Annotated in this window: 20 protein-coding genes and 1 other annotated feature; of the genes, 13 read left to right on the forward strand and 7 right to left on the reverse strand. The window is 32.5% G+C overall.

Annotated features, from left to right (window positions below; genetic code table 11):
• The first annotated feature begins 2 nt into the window (after positions 1 to 2).
• The 11 genes from tsaE to secF all read left to right on the forward strand — a co-directional run bounded on the left by tsaE (position 3) and on the right by secF (position 9118).
• Positions 3 to 482, forward strand: a complete 480-nt coding sequence (gene tsaE, locus AC5LAX_RS06255; protein ID WP_266287063.1) for a tRNA (adenosine(37)-N6)-threonylcarbamoyltransferase complex ATPase subunit type 1 TsaE — start codon at positions 3 to 5, stop codon at positions 480 to 482.
• The gene (gene tsaB / locus AC5LAX_RS06260; RefSeq protein ID WP_117585683.1) at positions 463 to 1176 is read left to right on the forward strand and encodes a tRNA (adenosine(37)-N6)-threonylcarbamoyltransferase complex dimerization subunit type 1 TsaB; all 714 of its coding nucleotides are present in this window, start codon (positions 463 to 465) and stop codon (positions 1174 to 1176) included. Before tsaE ends, tsaB begins: the two co-directional genes overlap by 20 nt.
• Positions 1177 to 1185: 9 nt before the next feature.
• The gene (rimI, locus tag AC5LAX_RS06265) at positions 1186 to 1638 is read left to right on the forward strand and encodes a ribosomal protein S18-alanine N-acetyltransferase (RefSeq protein ID WP_118204943.1); all 453 of its coding nucleotides are present in this window, start codon (positions 1186 to 1188) and stop codon (positions 1636 to 1638) included.
• Between the two features lie 17 nt (positions 1639 to 1655).
• Entirely contained in the window at positions 1656 to 2486 is an 831-nt protein-coding gene (gene lgt, locus AC5LAX_RS06270; RefSeq protein WP_288909428.1) for a prolipoprotein diacylglyceryl transferase, read from the forward strand.
• Positions 2487 to 2488: 2 nt separating this feature from the next.
• Positions 2489 to 3685, forward strand: a complete 1197-nt coding sequence (locus AC5LAX_RS06275; protein WP_288909429.1) for a SpoIID/LytB domain-containing protein — start codon at positions 2489 to 2491, stop codon at positions 3683 to 3685.
• Between the two features lie 21 nt (positions 3686 to 3706).
• A complete protein-coding gene (gene queA / locus AC5LAX_RS06280) occupies positions 3707 to 4732 on the forward strand; it encodes a tRNA preQ1(34) S-adenosylmethionine ribosyltransferase-isomerase QueA (RefSeq protein ID WP_282927130.1) in 1026 nt (341 codons plus the stop codon).
• 88 nt (positions 4733 to 4820) lie between these two features.
• On the forward strand, positions 4821 to 5951 hold the full coding sequence (gene tgt / locus AC5LAX_RS06285) for a tRNA guanosine(34) transglycosylase Tgt (protein WP_008539658.1): 1131 nt from the start codon (positions 4821 to 4823) through the stop codon (positions 5949 to 5951).
• Between the two features lie 99 nt (positions 5952 to 6050).
• Positions 6051 to 6365: a preprotein translocase subunit YajC gene (yajC, locus tag AC5LAX_RS06290; protein ID WP_008539659.1), complete on the forward strand. Its 315-nt coding sequence runs from the start codon at positions 6051 to 6053 to the stop codon at positions 6363 to 6365.
• Positions 6343 to 6930 carry a 5-formyltetrahydrofolate cyclo-ligase gene (locus tag AC5LAX_RS06295; protein ID WP_018998742.1) on the forward strand — a complete coding sequence of 196 codons (588 nt, stop codon included), beginning with the start codon at positions 6343 to 6345 and terminating at the stop codon, positions 6928 to 6930. The genes yajC and AC5LAX_RS06295 overlap by 23 nt, the downstream gene beginning before the upstream one ends.
• 26 nt (positions 6931 to 6956) lie before the next feature.
• Positions 6957 to 8198 (forward strand): protein translocase subunit SecD, encoded by a 1242-nt coding sequence (gene secD / locus AC5LAX_RS06300; protein ID WP_008539663.1) that lies wholly within the window; start codon positions 6957 to 6959, stop codon positions 8196 to 8198.
• Positions 8198 to 9118 carry a protein translocase subunit SecF gene (gene secF / locus AC5LAX_RS06305; protein WP_018998743.1) on the forward strand — a complete coding sequence of 307 codons (921 nt, stop codon included), beginning with the start codon at positions 8198 to 8200 and terminating at the stop codon, positions 9116 to 9118. Before secD ends, secF begins: the two co-directional genes overlap by 1 nt.
• A gap of 50 nt (positions 9119 to 9168) precedes the next feature.
• Here the strand turns inward: secF and AC5LAX_RS06310 are convergent, their stop codons facing one another.
• Entirely contained in the window at positions 9169 to 9975 is an 807-nt protein-coding gene (locus tag AC5LAX_RS06310) for an AraC family transcriptional regulator (protein ID WP_018998744.1), read from the reverse strand.
• 282 nt (positions 9976 to 10257) lie between these two features.
• Between AC5LAX_RS06310 and lacZ the strand changes: the two genes are divergently transcribed.
• Positions 10258 to 13320: a beta-galactosidase, LacZ type gene (lacZ, locus tag AC5LAX_RS06315; RefSeq protein ID WP_288909430.1), complete on the forward strand. Its 3063-nt coding sequence runs from the start codon at positions 10258 to 10260 to the stop codon at positions 13318 to 13320.
• A gap of 59 nt (positions 13321 to 13379) precedes the next feature.
• Here the strand turns inward: lacZ and AC5LAX_RS06320 are convergent, their stop codons facing one another.
• The 3 genes from AC5LAX_RS06320 to aroF are packed head-to-tail and all read right to left on the reverse strand — an operon-like array spanning position 13380 to position 16199.
• Positions 13380 to 14276, reverse strand: a complete 897-nt coding sequence (locus tag AC5LAX_RS06320; protein WP_075554805.1) for a DMT family transporter — start codon at positions 14274 to 14276, stop codon at positions 13380 to 13382.
• Positions 14277 to 14283: 7 nt separating this feature from the next.
• Positions 14284 to 15189, reverse strand: a complete 906-nt coding sequence (locus tag AC5LAX_RS06325) for a prephenate dehydrogenase (RefSeq protein ID WP_288909431.1) — start codon at positions 15187 to 15189, stop codon at positions 14284 to 14286.
• Complete coding sequence (aroF, locus tag AC5LAX_RS06330) at positions 15186 to 16199, reverse strand: 3-deoxy-7-phosphoheptulonate synthase (RefSeq protein WP_288909432.1); 1014 nt, start codon at positions 16197 to 16199, stop codon at positions 15186 to 15188. Before aroF ends, AC5LAX_RS06325 begins: the two co-directional genes overlap by 4 nt.
• Positions 16200 to 16278: 79 nt before the next feature.
• Positions 16279 to 16516 (reverse strand) — a binding site (T-box leader).
• 215 nt (positions 16517 to 16731) lie between these two features.
• Here aroF and AC5LAX_RS06335 point away from each other — a divergent pair.
• On the forward strand, positions 16732 to 17367 hold the full coding sequence (locus AC5LAX_RS06335) for an HAD family hydrolase (RefSeq protein ID WP_204922252.1): 636 nt from the start codon (positions 16732 to 16734) through the stop codon (positions 17365 to 17367).
• Positions 17368 to 17410: 43 nt separating this feature from the next.
• On the opposite strand, the gene AC5LAX_RS06340 is transcribed toward AC5LAX_RS06335, so the two are convergent.
• From AC5LAX_RS06340 to AC5LAX_RS06350, 3 genes are all read right to left on the reverse strand, one after another.
• Positions 17411 to 18835, reverse strand: coding sequence for an aspartate ammonia-lyase (locus tag AC5LAX_RS06340; protein WP_117585562.1), 1425 nt, complete (start codon positions 18833 to 18835; stop codon positions 17411 to 17413).
• A gap of 143 nt (positions 18836 to 18978) precedes the next feature.
• The gene (locus tag AC5LAX_RS06345) at positions 18979 to 19944 is read right to left on the reverse strand and encodes an AEC family transporter (RefSeq protein WP_288909433.1); all 966 of its coding nucleotides are present in this window, start codon (positions 19942 to 19944) and stop codon (positions 18979 to 18981) included.
• 54 nt (positions 19945 to 19998) lie between these two features.
• Positions 19999 to 21195 carry a hypothetical protein gene (locus AC5LAX_RS06350; protein WP_288909434.1) on the reverse strand — a complete coding sequence of 399 codons (1197 nt, stop codon included), beginning with the start codon at positions 21193 to 21195 and terminating at the stop codon, positions 19999 to 20001.
• Positions 21196 to 21220 lie beyond the last annotated feature (25 nt).

Below are 21220 nucleotides of genomic sequence, written 5' to 3' on the forward strand. Positions count from 1 at the left end.
ATATGTTTACAATAACTACAAATTCACCTGAACAAACAAGTCTTTTAGGTGAAAAGATAGCAAATTTAATTCAAGATAATTTGATAATTTGTCTTGAAGGTGATTTAGGTGCAGGTAAAACTTTATTTACACAAAGTTTATGTAAGGCATTAAAAGTAAAAGAAATCGTTACAAGTCCTACTTTTAATTTAATGAATGTATATGAAGGTAAAAAGCGTATATATCATTTTGATTTATATCGTTTAGAGCAACCAGAAGATTTAGAGGAAATCGGTTTTTACGAGTATACTGATGTTGAAGATGAAGTAGTATTGATTGAGTGGCCAGATAGATTTTTTGCCTATATGCCAGAAGATTATTTGCATTTAAAAATCGAGCGTGGCGATAGTGAACAAAAGCGTATAATTACTATCAATCTTGAAGGTCAAAAATATAAAAATATTTATGAGGAGTTGAAGCCCTGTGGCAATATTAGCGATTGATACTTCAACAATAGTTTCAGGTGCTGCTATTGTGCAAAAAGATAAATTAGTTGCAGAGATTATCATGCAATTAAAATTACCCCAATCAGAAGTTTTATTAGGGCATGTGCAAGATGTTTTAAAAATTGCACATATGGATAAGTCTGATTTAACAGGTGTAGCTATAAGCATAGGACCGGGCTCTTTTACAGGGTTACGCATAGGTCTTGCTACTGCTAAAATGTTATCATATGCTTTATCTATTCCTGTAGTGGCTGTATCTTCATTAGAGGCTATGGCTTATCATTATCCAGTGCCAGGTGTATATGTGGCAAGTGTATTAGATGCACAAAAAAGCAATGCTTATTTTGCTTTGTATGAGTGGAATGGCAAGGGCTTTGATGAGAAAAAACAAACTTGCGTGATGGATTTTGAAGAAGTGGTAAAATATTGTTCTACTTTGGATAAACCAGTAGTATTTGTGGGAGATATCGCTCAAAAGAAAGCAGATATAATCGCTCAATATGAAAATGTTTCTTTAGGTTTACCACATCTTTGTATGCCTAGAGCAAGTAATGTGGCTATGGCAGCAAAAGCTAGATTTGAAAATGAAGATTATGATAATATCATGGATTTAGAACCTGTATATATTCGCCGTTCAGAAGCTGAAGTTTTATGGGAAAAACGTCATGGCGAAAAATTAACAGATTTATAAGGTGAAAATATGCAAATAAATTTTCGTAAAATGACTCCAGAAGATGCAAGTGCTGTGGAAGTTGTAGAAAAATCTTGTTTTGATATGCCATGGTCAAGACAATCTTTTTGGCAGGAAGCTTCTAATGATAAAGCTTATTATTTGTTGGCTTTAGATGGCGAAAGAGTCATTGGCTATGTAGGTGTTTGGATATTATTTGATGAAGCTCAAATAACAAATGTAGCTATAACTCCTGAATATCAGAATAAAGGTATAGGTCGATTGATGATGAAGGAAATCATCAAGATTTCTCAAGAAAGAAAGGCAAATGCTATGACTTTAGAAGTTCGACCAAGTAATAAAGGAGCAATGCATTTGTATGAATCATTAGGTTTTAAATCTGTAGGTCGCCGTCGTGGATATTATGAAGATGGTGAAGATGCTGAAATCATGTGGATAACAGATTTGACCAATATAAAATAATATACTGAGGTGATAGTATGCACCAATATTTATTTTTTGTTGGTGATTTTCCGATAAGAGCATATGGTCTGATTTTATCTTTGAGTATTATTTTGGCAACAGGTGTGGCTTATTTCTTAGCAAAACAAGATGGCAGATGGCATAATCATATTGTAGATATCGGTATTTATAGTGGTATCGCTGGTATTGTGGGCGCTAGATTGTGGGACGTATTTTTCTTTGATTGGGCATATTATAGTCATCATTTAAGTGAAATTTTTTATGTATGGCAAGGTGGTATGGCTATTCAAGGTGGTATTGTTTTTGGCGTGGGAGCAGGAATTATTTATGCTAAACGTCATAAAATAGATATCTTAGCACTGGCTGATATCGTAGCTCCTGCAATTATTTTAGGGCAAGCCATTGGTCGTTGTGCTAATTTATTAAATGGCGATGCTTTTGGTGCGCCAACTGGTAGTAATTTTGGTATTATTTATCCAGAAACAACGCTTGCTTACCATACGTATGGTGCTCAACCATTATGGCCTGCTGAAGTATGGGAAGGTCAAATTGATTTTGTGATTTTTGCTCTATTGTTGATTTTTAGAGCTTTTCCTCATGCCAAAGGTCAAGCTTTTTCTTTATATATAATGTTATATAGTTTAGCTCGCTTTGGCTTGGAATTTTTGCGTGGCGATTATGCTACTCCTGTATTTTTAAGCTTTACATCTGCACAGACAACTAGTTTAGTGGCATTTATTTTAGCGTTGATTTTCTTTGTTTATTGTCAGATAACATATTCTGGACAGAAGAAAGCAGTCAAATCTAAAATAAATAAAAATAGAATAAAAAATAAAAGAGGATATTAAATATGAAAAAATATCTATATCTTATTTGTCTATTATGCTGTTGTGCATTTGTAAGTAATATGCAAGTAATATCAGCACAATCATCAGCTCCATATGTAAGAGTGGGATTATTACAAGGTGTACAAGAAGTTGTAATCACAGCAAATGATGATTTTGTGGTCAAAGATGTCGACAATAAAGTAAATTATAAATTTAAAAAGATGAATGAAGTAAATATTCGTCAAAAAGATAGAACTGTTTATGTCAATAAAAAGGGTAAGGAAACTACTACTTTAGTGGTGGCAGTCAAAGATAATGCTCCTGTAATTGTCAATGGCAAACGTTATAGAGGAAATTTGATTATTCAACCGCATAAAGCAGGGCTTACAGTGATAAATCGTTTATTAATTGATGAATATTTATATGGTGTCGTACCAGAAGAAATGCCTGCTAGTTGGAATATAGAAGCTTTGAAAGCTCAAGCTGTAGCTGCTAGAACTTTTGCTTTATACGATAAGCTTGATCGAAAACATACAAAAGAAGGTTTTGATGTCTGCGTGACGACAGATTGCCAAGTTTATGGTGGTATGGATTCAGAAGCTGCGACTACGAATAAAGCTATAGATGCTACAAAAGGAGAAGTCATTGTTTATTTAAATCAACCTATATGTTCAGTATTTCATGCAGCTTCAGGTGGTCAAACTGATGACAGTATCAATGTTTGGAATGTCAATGTGCCTTATTTGAGAGAAGTAGAAGATAAAGAAGAACAATCTCCATATCAAAGTTGGGCAGTATCTGTAACAGTAGATAATTTAAGTAAATCTATAAAAAATTCATATAGTGATATTGGTACAATAAAAGAAATAGATTTTAGTGGATTGAAAAAAAATCCAAATAAAGCAAGTAAACCGCAAGTTGTAAAATTTATAGGCAGTAATAAAAAATCTGTGGAATTGACCAAGACACAGCTTCGCAGTTTATTGGGTTTAAAAAGTAGCAATTTTACTATAGAATTAGAAGGTAATAAAAAAGCTAAAGGCGATACTTTAAAAATTGATAAAGATGATAAAAAATTGATTTTTAAAGGCAGTGGTTTTGGTCATCGTTTGGGAATGTCTCAATGGGGAGCAAAATCTTTAGCGGATAAAGGTAAAAAATATCAGCAAATTTTATATCATTATTATAGTGATGTAAATATAAAAGATATGTATAAATAAAAATAAAGGGGATAATATTTAATGCTATTAAATGAGTTTGACTATAATCTTCCAGAAGAATTAATAGCTCAAACACCATGTGCTAAACGTGACCATTCACGCTTGATGGTGTTAAATCGCAAAGAAAAAACTATTGAACATAAACATTTTTATGATATTAAACAGTATTTACGCAAAGGTGATACTTTAGTATTTAATGATACAAAGGTAATGCCTGCTCGTCTTATTGGTCATAGAGCAAAAACAGGCGGTAAAGTTGAAGTATTTTTATTAAAGCGTTTAACAAATACTAATCAATGGGAAGTTTTAGTAAAACCAGGTAAAAAAGCTCAATTAGGTAATATCATTGAATTTAGTGATGAGCTTGCTTGTGAAGTTGTAGGTCATACAGATTTTGGCGGTCGTATTGTAGAATTTAAATTTGATGGTATCTTTGAAGAAATCTTGGATAGATTGGGTGAAACACCACTTCCACCATATATTCATGAAAAATTAGAAGATAAAAATCGCTATCAAACTGTATATGCAAGAGAAGAAGGCTCAGCAGCAGCACCAACAGCAGGTCTTCATTTTACAAAAGAATTATTAGCGGAAATAAAAGAAATGGGTGTAAATTTAGCTTTTGTAACACTTCATGTAGGTCTTGGCACTTTCCGCCCTGTAAATGTAGATAATATTGAAGACCATGTAATGCATAAAGAATTCTACCATATTGAAAAAGAAGCAGCAGATATTATCAATCAAACTAAAGCTAATGGCGGTAGAGTAATCGCTGTAGGTACAACATCTATCCGTACTTTAGAATCAGCTGCGAAAGAAGATGGCACTATCTCTCCAATAGCAGAAGAAACAGGCATTTTTATTTATCCTGGCTATAAATTTAAAATCGTAGATTCTATTATCACTAATTTCCATTTACCAAAATCAACTTTAATCATGTTAATCAGCGCTTTTGCTGGCAGAGAATATGTACTTTCCGCATATGAACAAGCAGTAAAAGAAAAATACCGTTTCTTTAGTTTTGGCGATGCTATGTTTATAGAATAAGATAGTTCTTTTTAGGAAAATTTTCTTTTTAGTTCATTTTCTTTTATTTAAAAGGAAAACGAATAAATATATTTATCTTGGAGGCATAATGAAACCTGCAATTACTTATGAACTTATAAAGCAGTGTCCACATACTGGAGCACGTGCTGGTCGTATTCATACACCACATGGTAGTTTTGATACACCTATTTTTATGCCTGTTGGTACTCAGGCTAGTGTTAAGACTTTAGCACCGGAAGAATTAAAAGAAATGGGTGCTGGAATTATTTTAAGTAACAATTATCATTTATTTTTGCGTCCTGGCTCTAAGCTTGTGAAAGAAGCTGGCGGTTTGCATAAATTTATGAATTGGGATAGAGCTATTTTGACAGATAGTGGCGGATTTCAGGTATTTAGTTTAGGCGATTTACGTAAAATATCTGAAGAAGGTGTAACTTTCCGTTCTCATATCGATGGTTCTAAAAAGTTTTTATCTCCAGAGATTGCTACACAATCACAAATGGATTTAGGTGCAGATATAATCATGGCATTTGATGAATGTGTACCATATCCTGCTGATTTCAAATATACTCGTGAGTCTATGGAGCTTACACTTCGTTGGGCACAGCGTTGTAAAGATACGATGACAAATCCAAATCAAGGTTTATTCGGTATCGTACAAGGTGGTATGTATAAAGATTTACGTATCGAATGTGCTAATCGTTTAGTGGATATGGATTTCCCTGGATATGCTGTTGGTGGTTTAAGTGTTGGTGAACCAAAAGAATTGATGTATGAAATGCTCGATATCACTTTGGAACATTTACCACAAAATAAAGCACGTTATTTGATGGGTGTAGGTACGCCAGATTGTTTAGTTGAAGGTGTAATGAGAGGTATAGATATGTTTGACTGTGTATACCCTACTCGTGTAGCTAGAAATGGAACAGCTATGACATGGAATGGCCGTTTAGTAATAAAAAATGCACAGTATGAGCATGATTTCCACCCAATTGATGAACATTGCAATTGCTATACTTGCAGAAATTATTCTAGAGCTTATATTCGTCATTTAGTCCGTGTAAATGAAATCTTTGGTTTACGTTTATTAACAATCCATAATCTTCATTTCTTAATTGACTTTATGAGACAGATGCGTCAATCTATCATGGAAGATAGGTTCCCAGAATTTTATCGCAAATTTACAGCTAATTTCTCATTCAATGCAAAATCTGTGTAAATTTTGAGGAATATTTGTAAATAAATAGAGGTATTATGCTATACTATAGCTAATATAAAATAAATTAATATAATTTTTTATGATGAGGAGAATTTTTTTATGAGTGATTCAATGATGGCAAGTCTTTATTCTTATGGACCAATAGTATTAATGGTAATAATTTTCTATTTCTTACTTTATCGTCCACAGAAAAAACAACAAAAACAACGCAATACAATGATGGACAATTTAAAAGTAGGTCATCGTATTTTAACTATAGGTGGTATCCATGGGGAAATTACTTATATTGATTTAGAAAAATCTGATTTCATTAGAATTAGAATTGCTGATAATGTAGAAATTAAAATCAGCAGTGCTGCTGTAGCTAGAGATTTAACTCAGGAAAAAACAAATGCTAACCCAGCTAACAAATAATAAAAAGGTTCAACGTAAAGAACTTTTAGCAAAAAGAAGAGCGTTAACATTAATCCAGAAAAATGAGTATTCAGCAGTAATTACAAAGAAAATTGTAGAACTTGAGGAATATAAAAATTCTCAGATATGTTTTTTATATGCTTCAATGCCTGATGAATTTCAGACAAAAGAATTAATAACAAATGCTCTCAAGGCAGGCAAACAAATTTGCCTGCCTTATATTACTGATAAAAATATGAAAATAATGCAAGCGACTTTAATAAAATCTTTAGATGAATTAGTTGTAGGTGCATATAATATTTTGACAGTAAAAGAAGAAAATCTAAAAATTGTAAAGCCACAAGATATAGATTTTATTTTAGTGCCTGCTGTAGGACTAGATAAAAAAGGTTATCGACTCGGTATGGGTGGTGGCTATTATGATAGATATTTAGTAAAAGCTATCAACGCTAAAAAAATAGCAGCAGTATATGATTGTCAATTAGTTGATGAAGTAATCAAAGACGATTACGATATCAAAGTAGATATGATTTTGACAGAAAATACTACTATAAAATACAGATAATTATAAGGATATTGGGGGAAGATATTTTGAAACAAAATCCTTTATTGAAATTATTAGCGGTAATTATTGTTATCGTTGGTGTTTTTGCTGCATTTATAGCACCACTAGCTGGCTCAATAAGACAAGGTTTAGACCTTCAAGGTGGTACTCATGTCGTTTTAGAAGGTGTAGATACAGAGCAAGCACAAGTTAATGATGATGCTATGAACCGTGTAGTAAAAATCATGGAAAAACGTGTAAATGAACTTGGTTTGACAGAGCCAATCATTCAGCGTGAAGGCGAACGCCGTATTATTATTGAGCTTCCTGGTGTTAAAGATCCAGATAAAGCTATTGCTGTACTTGGTAAAACAGCTATGCTTGAATTCAAAGATGAAGAAGGCAATACTGTTTTAAGCGGTACAGATTTAAAAGATGCTAGAGAACAAACTACACAAAATAATCAAAATGAAGTAGCTATTGAATTCACTGATGAAGGTGCTCAAAAATTTGCTGATTTAACTTCTGCGAATGTAGGCAGAACAATTGCTATTTTACTTGATGGTGAAGTTTTAACAGCTCCACGTGTTAATGAACCAATTACTGGTGGTAAAGCAGTAATAACAGGTTCTAGAAATCTTGAAGAAGCACATAATTTAGCAGTGCTTTTACGTTCTGGTGCACTTCCTGTAAAAGTTGATATTATAGAAACTCGTACAGTAGGCCCAACACTTGGTCAAGATAGTAAAGATAAAAGCGTATTTGCATTCACTGTTGGTGTAGGTGCGATTTTTGTATTTATGTTACTTTTCTATCGTGTTTCTGGTTTGATTGCAAATTTAAGCTTGATGGCTTATGTAATAATTTTATTATTCGTGCTTAAGTTATTAGATGCTACGCTCACGCTTCCAGGGGTGGCGGGTATTATCTTGTCTATCGGTATGGCGGTTGATGCCAACGTACTTATCTTTGAACATTTCAAAGAAGAAGTAAAAGCTGGCAAGACACTTCGCATGGCGATGGATTCAGGTTTTAAACGTGCCTTTACTACAATTTTTGACTCAAACTTAACTACAATTATTGCAGCAGCAGTATTATTCTTCTTTGGTACAGGTCCAATTCGTGGTTTTGCCATTACCTTAGGTCTTGGTGTTGTCATCAGTATGTTTACAGCTATTACATTAACACAGTTTATGCTTAAACATTTGATTGCAGCTAGATTATTCACTGACCCACGTATTTATGGTGTATCTTTAGGTCATAAAGTAAAGGACGGTGACATGAAATAATGGCTAGATTTGATATTATTGGTAAACGCAAGATATGGTATGCAATATCTTCATTATTGATTATTGCCAGCTTGTTTTTCATGGTAACTCGTGGCTTTAATATGGGTATTGACTTTACTGGTGGTACTATCATGGATTTACGCTTTGAAAAAGCTGTAAATATAAATGATGTACGTGCTGTTTTAAATGAATATAATTTGAGCAATAGTACAATTCAGCTTTCTGGAGAATCTAGTTCATCTACAGAATCTGAAAATGTAATGATAAGAACTGTAGATTTAGAAGAACAAGAACGTAAAGAAGTAATGGCTGGTTTAACTGATAAACTAGGTGCATATCAAGTGCTTCGTGAAGAAAAAGTCGGTGCTACAATGGGTACTGAACTTATCATGAATGCTATATATGCTACAATTATTTCATGGTTATTGATCATTGCTTATGTATCTTATCGTTTTGAATTTAAATTCGGTATTTCAGCAGTATTAGGCTTAGTACACAATGTAATTATTGTACTTGGTGCTTTTGCACTTACTCAGCGTCAAATAGATTCTTCATTTGTAGCAGCATTACTTACAATTATCGGTTACTCTATAAATGATACTATCGTTATTTTTGACCGTATCCGCGAAAATTTAAAATTGCATTTTAGAAAAAATGGCGATATTGTAGAACTTGTAAATACAAGTATTTATCAGACTATGACTCGTTCTATTTATACAGTATCTACAGTATTATTCGCTACATTTGCGCTTTATTTCTTTGGCGGAGATACAACAAAAGATTTTGCCTTTGCTTTATTGATAGGTTTCTTCTGCGGTGCATATACATCTATATTCATTGCCAGCCCACTTTGGGTTACATTTAGAAGATATTCTGATAAAAAACGTTTAGCAAAACGCATGGCAGATACAGGTAAATAATAAAAATAAAAGCTAAGATTAATGATAAAAACCATTAATCTTAGCTTTTTTTAATTGAGTTTGCGAAAATCAAGAGGTGTTATTCCTGTAAATTTTTTAAACATAGCAATAAAATGGCTAGTATCTAAAAAGCCTACTAATTGAGAAATCTGTTGAATTTCCATGCGTTGATGAGTTAGTAATAATTCTTTTGCTTTGTTGATACGATAATTTGTCAGATATTTATAGACAGAGCAACCTAAGAATTTAGAGAATAAGCGCGATAAATATTGTGGTGTAACATACACTTGTTGGCTTAATTTTTGCACTGTGATTTCACTAGCATAGGAAGTTTCGATTTCTTTAATTACAGGTAATACATATTTTTGATATAAAGGCTCATTTAGTAAATTGTTGAAATTGACATTATCCATAAAATGCATCAGTAATTTATAGCAATCAATGGAAAATGAATTCGCTTCAATAGAAGGATTTTCATATCTATCTGTCATATCACAGATTAATTTTCCGATAGCAATGCCTTGTTCTTTGTTGATGAAAATAGCTTTGTGATTTCCTAATATTTGCGGAATAGTGCTTTCAATAATTCCTGTGAAAGTTATAAAAGATGTTATCCATTGTTTAGTTTTGCCACTGTATGAATGCGGTGTAAAAGGTGCGATTAAAATACCTTCGCCTTCATTTAATGTATATTGTTTTTGTTGGATATCTACTACACCACAGCCTGTTTCTGTCTGTAAATAATGATATAATGGATATCCTTTTGGACGATAGACAGGTGGTTGTTCCCAATGATTTCCTATAGTATCAAAAATAAATGGTTCACGTAAAATTGTTTTTCTGATTTTTAGAGGCATAAAATCACCTGTTTCAAAATGTTATATTATTTAGTTTAACATATTACATATTTTTCTGTCTATTTGTATATAATATAAATAAGTTCTAATTCGAAATTTATTATATTTTTTATAATTCTGAAATATTTTATATATTTTAAAGCAAACGTTTACATACTGAGCATTTAGTAAAAGTATTTTGAATTATTGAGATAATATAATAATTTATTTAAATTAGATGCAAGGTTTTTTAATACTTATATAGAAATAACAAAGTAATAAGAATTTTTAGGAGGATATTTTATGGAACAAAAAATTTTCGACATAAGTAAATTGGCAGACTCAACATATTTTGCAGATAATCGTCTACCTGCACATAGCGACCATCATTATTATGCTAATGAAGAAGAAATGCTCAATGAAGAAATGTCCATGCGTCAATCTTTAAATGGATTATGGTATTTCTCTTATGCAAAAAATTTAGCATCTCGTATTGAAGGTTTTGAAAAAACAGATTATAACTGTAAAATTTGGGATACAATTCGTGTTCCAGCACATATTCAAATGGAAGGTTACGGCAAACCTCAATATACAAATGTAGCTTATCCTTGGGACGGTCATGAAGAATTAAACGAAGGTGAAATTCCTACAGAAAATAATCCAATCGCATCTTATGTAAAATATTTTACAGTGCCACAAGGCTGGAATGAAGTATTTGTATCTTTCCAGGGCGTAGATAGTGCAATGGCTTTATGGCTCAATGGCAAATTTGTAGGCTATAGCGAAGATAGCTGTACACCATCAGAATTTGATTTAACACCTTATCTCGTTGAAGGTGAAAATAAATTAGCAGTACAGGTTTATCGTTTCAGCTCTGCTAGCTGGCTTGAAGACCAAGATTTCTGGCGCTTTAGCGGTATTTATCGCAATGTATATCTTTATACAAAACCACAAGTTCATGTTGATGATTTATTTATTCATGCAACTCCTTGCAATGATTATAAAGATGGTAAATTATCTATTGATTTCAAATGGAACAATGAAAATGCTAAAAAATTAGCAGTTAAATTAGTAGATAATGAAGAAAATGTAGTAATTGATACAGTTCAAGAAATTACAGGTGCTACAAGCGTATTTACAGCAGATGTTGAAAACGTAAAACTTTGGAGTGCAGAATATCCAAATCTTTATAAAGCTACTTTCACTGTAAAAGATGAAAATGATAATGTAGTAGAAATCATTCCACAAAACATTGGTTTTAGAGAATTTAAAATGGACGGCAATATCATGAAAATCAATGGCAAACGCATTGTATTTAAAGGTGTTAACCGCCATGAATTCGATTGTTACTATGGTCGTGCTATTCCTGAAAGCAAAATCGCTCACGATTTAGATATTATGAAATTAAATAATATCAATGCTATCAGAACATCTCACTATCCAAATAACAGTAAATTATATGAACTTTGCGATATCTATGGTTTCTATGTAATTGATGAAACAAATATGGAAACACATGGTTCTTGGCAAATTCGCGGAAGTGTACGCTGTGATAAAAATACTGTACCAAATGATCATCCACATTGGCATGAAGCAGTATTGGATAGAGCAAAATCCATGCTTGAACGCGATAAAAACCATGCTAGTATCATTATTTGGTCTTGTGGTAATGAATCTTATGGTGGTAAAAATATCTATGATATGTCTGAATACTTCCGTAAAGCTGACCCATCTCGCTTAGTTCATTATGAAAGCATTTGCTGGGACCGTGTTAATGAAGCAAGTGGAAAAATGGTATTGTTGGCTATGCCTGATGAACGTCGTTATGATGGTACAAGCGACATGGAAAGCCAGATGTATACAAAAGTAGCACAGATAAAAGAATTCTTATCTAAATATAGAGAAAAACCATTTATTTGCTGTGAATATACTCATTCCATGGGTAACAGTAATGGTGGTATGCATAAATACACTGATTTAACTGATGAAGAACCATTATATCAAGGCGGATTTATTTGGGACTTTGCAGACCAAGCTATCTGGACTAGAGATTTATATGGCAATGATGTAATGAATTATGGTGGCGATTTTGGCGATAGACCATGTGATTATAACTTCTCTGGTAATGGTATCGTATTTGCAGATCATGCACCAACTTCTAAATTACAAGAAGTTAAATTCAATTATCAAAACTTCACACTCGTTCCAAGTGAAACTGGTGTAAAAATCATCAATAAATCTTTATTCACAAATACAAGTGATTATGATTTAATTATTGCTTTAGCTAAAAATGGCAAAAATGTTTGGCAGAAAAAATTAACTGCTGATATCAATGCAGGTCAAACAGGTGAAGTGGCTTATACATTACCTACATTTGGCGCAGGTGAATATGTAGTTACAGCTTCTTTAGTATTGAAACAAGCAACTATTTGGGCAAATTGTGGTCATGAAGTAGCTTTCGGTCAATATGTATTCACAAAAGAAGGCAAAGCAGATAAAAAAGCAGTAGCTCCAATTAAAGTCGTTAAATCCGATTTCAATATTGGCGTAAAAGGCGAAGGCTTCAGCGTTATGTTCTCAGCTGATAGAAAAATGCTTACTTCTTATAAATATAATGGCGTAGAACTCATTGAAGAATTCCCTAAAATGAATTTCTGGAGAGCACCTATCGACAATGATAATGGTTGTGGTATGCCATTTGATACAGCTCAATGGAAATTAGCAAGCATGTACACTAAATGCGTAGATATGCAAGTATCTGAAAATGGTAATGAATCTGCAACTGTAAAATACACTTATGAACTTGCAACAAGACCAGTAGCTCATGTAGTAGTAACTTATACTGTTACAGGTGATGGCGTTGTTAAAGTTGATATGGATTACAAAAAAGTAGAAGGTCTTCCTGCTATTCCTGATTTTGGTATGCTCTTTACACTTCCAGTTGATTATGACCAAATTAAATACTATGGTTTAGGTCCATGTGATAATTATATCGACCGTAAAGAAGGTGGCAAATTAGGCATCTTCACTACTACAACACAAGATGAAATTCAGCCATATTTAGTACCACAAGAATGTGGAAACCATTGTGATGTTCGTTGGTTTGAAGTAACAGATAGACGCGGTAGAGGTGTTAGAATTTCTTCTGCAACTCCATTTGAAGCTTCTGCTCTTCCATACAATCCACATGAAATTGAAAATGCTAGACATCATTATGATTTAGCTAGACCACATCATACAGTTCTCAGAGCTTCTGCTGGTATGTACGGTGTTGGCGGTGATGATTCTTGGGGTGCACCTACTCTTGATGAATATATCACAAAAAATGAAGATAAACACTTCTCCTTTGAATTTAAAGGTATTTAATAAAATCTAAATAAAAAAAGACGATATCTTGATGAAAAATCATCTTGATATCGTCTTTTTTAATGAGCATTTTTTACAAATTTATGACTGTGAGTTGTTACATATACGCCAAATATAATAAAAATGCCACTTATAATTTTTTGCATGGTAATTGGTTCATTCAATGTAAAATATGCAGAGATAATACCAATTACAGGCAATAGATTTAAAAATATAGCAGAATTACTAGCACCTACTTTTTTAGTGCCTAAATTCCAGCAAATCATAGCAGTTATACCGCCACCTAAAATGATAAATAAGAATGAATAAATACCAAGAGTGGATAATGGCACTATTTGTAAGCCTACACTATAGTGGGCAAATAGTGCTGTTAAAATAGAGCCGAACAATCCAGACCAAGCAGTGGCTGATAATACTGATATTTTTTTGAGTATAGGAATACTAAGTAAAATATATATGACCCAAGCTACTTCACCGATGAAGAAATAAATATCTCCTTTGTTAAAATTCATTTGGGTAAATGTGGAAAGCGTACCTCCACTCAATAGGTATAAGGTACCAAAAAAAGAAATTATTATACCTATTATTTGAATTAAATTTAAGCGTTCATTAAGAAAAATTCTAGCTAAAATAACAGTGATGACAGGAGCTGTAGTACTGATTAATGTCATATTACCAACAGAGGAATATTGCAGTCCTGTGAATTGAATACCATTACTTACTGTAATACCAAAAAAGCCCATTAAACATAAAGTTAATAGACATTTTTTTGGTGGTAAAAAATTTTTTTCATTTGTTATTTTCATGATAATGAATAAGATTATACTGACAATAAGAAATCTAAGAGGAATTATCGTTAAGATATTCATTTCTTGCGTTACTATTTTTATAGTAACAGGTTGAAATCCCCATAGAAGACAAGCGATAATTAGAAAACTATAAGCTTTGTGTTGCATTTTTCACCTAAATTAAATCATATTTGTCCTTTGTTTCTTCTAGTATCATATCGCGTCTTGTTTTTGATTCAACAAAATAATCATGAATGGCTTGGCGGTCTTTTTTGGCAATAGAAGTGATTACTCCGCTTAGTAGTGATTGAAGTTGTGATAGATGTTCGATAATAGGCTCACTGTTAGAGATACATATATCTGCCCACATATCAGCATTAGAGGAAGCAATGCGCGTAGTATCTTTAAATCCACCACCAGCAAGAGTGATGCAAGATTCTAAATCGTTAGGGTTTTTATCTAAAAGATTAACTAGTGCAGCTGCTGTGATATGAGGAATATGACTGATGATAGAAGCACATCTGTCATGTTCTTCTAAAGTGAGAGTTGTAATATTAGCATTAGTTAATTTTATTAGATTGACGATTTTTTCAACTATTTTGGCTGGAGCACCTGTATCTTTGACGATTACATAACATTTATTATTGAATAAATCCTTATGAGCAGCTGTTACACCGCTTTTTTCACGTCCTGTCATAGGATGACCAGCTACATAATAAATATTTTCAGGAAGTAAATCCATGATTTGTTTGGCAATAAAGGATTTTGTACTGCCTGCATCTGTTAAAATTGCACCTGGTTTTAAATATGGTAATATTTTTTTTACTAAAGGCACAATTTGTAATACAGGAGTGCTGAGATAAATAATATCAGCACCTTGTACACATTCTATTGGGTCTAAAAAACCTTCATCAATTGCCTTTAGAGCTTTTGCTTCATGTAAAGATTTTTCAGTGCGAGTATTACCAGTGATGAAGATATCATCTTGTAATTTATCTTTTAGTGCCATACCGAAAGCACCACCGATAAGACCTACACCTAAAATGGCTAAATGTAATTTTGGTGTTTTTTCTGTATTCATAATGTTTTCCCCATCATTTGTGCAATCTGACGAACTTCCTGCATAACAACTGCAAAATTATCTGGTTTAAGTGATTGGTCGCCATCGCTTAGAGCTACTTCAGGATGTGGATGTACTTCAATCATTAAGCCATCAGCACCAGCAGCGATAGCAGCACGAGCCATAGGGCGAACCATTTGCCAACGACCAGTACCATGACTTGGGTCTACGATGATAGGCAAATGAGATAATTCTTTAACAGCAGCTACAGCACTTAAATCTAAAGTATTACGAGTGAATGTTTCATATGTTCTAATACCACGTTCGCAAAGTACGATATTGTAATTACCACCGCTAGCGATGTATTCTGCAGCATTTAACCATTCACTGATTGTAGCACTAAGACCGCGTTTTAAAAGTACAGGTTTATTTGTATGACCGACTTCTTTTAATAATTGGAAGTTTTGCATATTGCGAGCACCGATTTGAAGCATATCAGCGTATTTGCAAATCATATCTAAATCGTTGATATTTACGATTTCAGTTACAACATTAAGACCTACTTCATCAGCTACTTCACGAAGCATTTTTAAACCTTCTTCAGCTAATCCTTGGAAATCATATGGAGAAGTACGAGGTTTAAATGCACCACCGCGTAAAAATTGTGCGCCACAAGCTTTTACAGATTTAGCAGCTTCAAGCAATTGTTCTTTGCTTTCAACAGCACAAGGGCCAGACATGATAGCGAGATGACCACCACCAATTTTAACACCATTTACATCAATAATGCTATCCTCTTTTTTGAAATCACGGCTTACTAATTTATATTTTTCAGTGATGGAAACAGTTTTTTCTACACCACCGAAACTATTCATTTGTAGTGTAGCAATTTTTTTCTTATCACCAATAACACCTACGATAGTACGAGAAGAACCTTGAGAAAGGTGAAAATTTAAACCTGCATCAGTAATTTTATCTTTTACAGCCTCTAATTCAGCAGTTGTAGCCTCTGGTTTCATAACGATAATCATAATATATATTCCTCCTAAATTGCTAAGTAATTGAGTAGTTTTATTATTTAAAAATAAATGCAAAAAAGCTCGTCCCTAAAATAGGGACGAGCTGTAATTAACCCGTGGTACCACCCTTCTTGCTATTAGCAAGCCACTTTATTCAGGTACTAACATACCCTAGCCTATGATAACGGTGGCATTCCGACTAAGCCTACTAAATAAATGTTCAGCCAGTAGCTCACAGGTGTATTTCTATTTGCTATATTATTATGTCGCACCAAACCATAACTCTCTGAAAACTTCACAAATATACTTTTCCTGTTCATTGCATTTGTCTTTGTCTAATACTATAAACATAAAATCTTTTTTTGTCAATACTATTTTTATAAATATGATTTTATAATTGTATAGTTGTAAATAGTATGTTTTTTATTATCTATTCGTGTTTATAATTAAAATAAAAGTCTTCTTTTTTAGATAAATTATTGTTGATTAATTTCAAAATTTTTCTTAAAATGAAAATAAATACTTTTATAATAAGGAGATTTCTATGAAAAATATTATTTTTGATATTGATGGTACTTTGTGGGATTCTACTGATGTAGTAGCTGAAAGTTGGAATGAAGCTATTTGGGAAAAAGCAGGAATTAAAGCAAATTTAGATGGCGATAAATTAAAAAAATTATTCGGTAAAACCATGGATGAAATTGGTAGACTTATGTTACCAGATTTAGATGATGAAAAACGTGCTGAAGTTTGTCAGGCTTGTTATGATTATGAAGATGCTTATTTAGAAAAAAATTCAGGCGTTTTTTATGATGGTGTTATTGATACTTTAAACGAATTGGCAAAAGATTATAATTTATATGTCGTAAGTAATTGTCAGGTAGGTTATATTGAAACAACTTTAAGATATGCAAATATGACAAATAAAGTAAAAGACCATTTATGTTATGGTGATACAGGATTGCATAAGGGCGAAACTATTAAATTATTGATGAAAAAAAATAATATAGATGAAGCTATTTATGTAGGCGATACACAAGGCGATTTTGAAGCTTGCGAAATGGCAAACATTCCTATGATTTTTGCAAGTTATGGTTTCGGCAAAGTAGAAAATCCAGCTTATATAATCAATGATATTAAAGAATTACCAGCATTAATGGCAAAAATAAATACAAAATAAAATAAACCCCTAGTAAATTTTATTACTAGGGGTAATTTTTATATTAAGCTCTTTTGCGAAGATTTTCTTTTAATAATTTATCACCAGCAATACCAGGACGAGTCATTTCACTTGGAGATAAGATAATATCTAATTCTTCTTCAGTTAATAGATTTTTACTTAAGATGATTTCACGTACAGGTTTATTAGTTTGATAAGCTTCTTTAGCGATCATAGAAGCATTTTCATAGCCAATATGAGGAAGTAATGCTGTGATTGTACCTACACTATGATTGAGCCAAGTGTAGCATTGTTCTTTATTAGCTTCTAAATCTATTAAGAGATTATCAACAAAAGTATTAACAGCATTTGTCATATATTTTAAGGAATTAAAGAGGTTAAATGCAATTACAGGTTCCATAACATTTAATTCAAATTGACCATTTTCAACAGCAAGGCAGATGGCAGTATCATTGCCGATGATTTGATAACAAGTCTGATTTAAAACTTCGGCGATAACAGGATTTACTTTTCCTGGCATGATGGAAGAACCTGGTTGACGAGCTGGTAATTTTAATTCATTTAAACCGCAACGAGGGCCAGAAGCCATTAAACGGAAATCATTTGCCATTTTTATGAGCATAAGTGCTGTATTTTTTAAAGCAGAAGACATATCAGCAAATCCATCTGTATTATTAGTAGCATCAATTAAATTTTCAGCTACATGGAAATCTTCTTCAGCTAATACAGATAAAATTTTAGCAACTTCAGGAATGTAATTAGGTTCAGCATTTAATCCAGTGCCGATAGCTGTCCCGCCCATGTTGATATAGTGCAAATTGATTAAAGCATGTTCGATGCGACGTAAACCGCGATTTACACCGGAAGCATAAGCAGACATTTCCTGCCCTAAAGTAATAGGCACGGCATCTTGAAGATGTGTTCTACCCATTTTGAGAACATCTTTAAATTCTTGAGCTTTGCGTTCTAATTCCCAAGATAAACGTTTTAAAGCAATTTTTAATTTGCGAGATTTTAAAATAATACATAATTTTATAGCTGTTGGAAAAGCATCATTTGTAGATTGAGCCATATTAGCATGATTATTTGGAGAAATAATATCATAACGGCCTTTTTTCTTTCCGATAATTTCTAAGGCACGATTACAAAGTACTTCATTCATATTCATATTGATAGAAGTACCTGCGCCACCTTGAATAGGATCAACAATAAAATTATCATGTAATTTTCCAGCAATAATTTCATCAGCAGCTGCTATTAAAGCTTTTGCAATTTTACTATCAAGACGAGCTGTTTTTAAATTTGCCATAGCAGCAGCTTTTTTTACCATAGCAAGTGCGATGATAAAATCGGAATCTAGTTTTTGTCCAGTGATGTTAAAATTATGAGAACCTCTAAGACTTTGTACACCATAATAAGCATTATCAGGAACTTCAAGTTCACCTAAAAAATCATGTTCTATACGCATTTAAATCGCCTCCGCGAAAATTTATCTTCTCTATATGCATATTGTATCATGTATACAATGTACATGTAAAGACAAAAATAAATTTTCTTAAAATTATTTTTAATAAGTAGTTATAAACTACTTATTTACTTTTTTATTATTGATTAAGGTATGATTAAATCTTTAATTACAAAGAAATATAGAGGGAATATTATCAGTAAGAAGATGATTGTTGTGGAAAGAAATGAAGAAATAGCGATGTTTACATTTAATTTATATATGCTACAAGCAAGTACAGCATTGATTGCAGTTGGAGCAGAAAAGGCGATAATCATGCTGCCAATTAAAATAGGGTCGTTGAAAAGATAAATCACAACAAAATAGGCGATTAAAGGAAGTACAATAAATTTTACTACAATGATATCACTTGTTTTACGTAAAAAATATTTGGCTTTATCAAATCTAGTGATATAACCAACAGGAAATAGACCTGCCCAAGCACCTATATGTACTAAATAATTAAAAATATCATAACCAATTTGTGGTGTAGGGATATTTTTTAAAGCTAAACCAAAACCGATAATCATTGCTAAAACTGGTAATTGATTGAGATTGAATAATAATTTGCGAATACTGATTTGATTTTTTTGATGATGTCTACGGCTAGCTTTTGAATGATAATAATTAGCTAAAGGAAAGCATACGCTTAATGTAAATAAAGTTTGGAACATGGCTACAATTTGGAGATAGGCAAAGCCTTGAATACCATAAACTATAAAAGCACATAGACCAGATAAAGTACCAATATTAGATAGCATAGATGCCATCATATAAGCACCGCGGTCATTTAGATTTTTATAACTAGAAGCAAATGTATATTTGGCAATCAATCCAGGAATAATGCAGGCTAAAAAACCAAATAAAGGAAGCCATAATAAATCTGTGCTTATTTTTAAAGTCCAAAAGCTTAAAAAAGATAAGATGGAAACGACTAAACGAATATTGATTTTTATAAGTTTATTACAAAAATCTTGTGTGATTACTTGATAGCGATAACATAAATAACCAGCAACAAGTGGAGCAATTAAATCTGTAAATACAAATAGAAAGCGAAGTTGAGCCTCGTCCAAAATAAAATCCTCCTTAGAAAAAGAGACCAGATATTATCTGGTCTCTATAAAAAATTAATATTCATAATCATAAATATTGTTTTCTGCAGAAATATCATTATTTGAAGATGAAGTATTTGTATTATAATCTGTACTACTGGAAGAAGAATTATTTTCTGTAGTTGTAGATGTAGAAGTATTAACATCTGAATTAGATGAAGTATCTGTTGAGCTAGAGTAGGATTCTTCTTCAGTAATTGGCGGTGTATTTACTTTGAAATTATCATCTAAATTTGTTTGAATAGCATAGATATTAGTTGCTGTTTTAGTTTGAATATAAGATTCTGTACCTGTAGGTAAGTCAATATCTTTACCATTGACGAAAATTCCGCCGACAATACCTATTGGCCCTAAAAGCGCAATACCTGCTATACTTGCACCAGCAGCCATAGCTAAGTTTTCAATTTCTTTTTTTGCTTTATCACCTAAAGTTGTTTGAATATATGTTCCATCAAATGCTTGAATTTGTTGGAAGTCTACATCAATTTCACCATTGCGACCGAAGTTTCTAGCGCTTTTTACTTTAGTGACAACACCTTCACCAGGAGCACCTGCTGCGATGATTAACTGACCATTATAAATAACATCTTCAGCTGCTTGGAATTTTACTTTATCACCAACTTTAGAAGTTTCTGTATTGAGTGGTGTAACTAATTTTATTTTAACTAATGTATCTACAGGAATAGTAGTGGCTATAAGAGGTGTTTTAGTATCTGAATTGCCATAAGCAAGCATAGCCAAATCATTCATACGTTTTTGTAATGTGCCAGTTATTGGTTTACCATAGATTTGAGTTTCTAATGTAGTTAATCTATCAGTAATAGATTTTATGGAAACATGGCGACTTAAAAACCATTCAATACCATTCATTTGTGTAATAGCAGAAGGACGAACGCTATTATCAAACATAGTGGAATATAATGTATTTATACGGTCGCTAAGCGCTGTTTTAGAACTAGATGTTTTACCATAAAAATCTGTTTCTAGGCGACTAATTCTATCTAATAGGGCACCTGTTTGCTCTTGTCCATATACAGATTGCTCAACTAATAATAATTTTGATTGGAGATTAGTAGAGTCTAAAACATTATAATTATAAGATGGAGGCTGAGCTGTATTTGTACTATTTAAACTGCCAGCTAGAGCAGGAGTTCCAGATGTAAATAGTAAAGAAATACACAATCCTGTAGAAATAGCTTTTTTTAAGGACATACAAACCCTTCTTTCTAATGTTTAT

This window comes from Megamonas sp., from assembly GCF_986095205.1.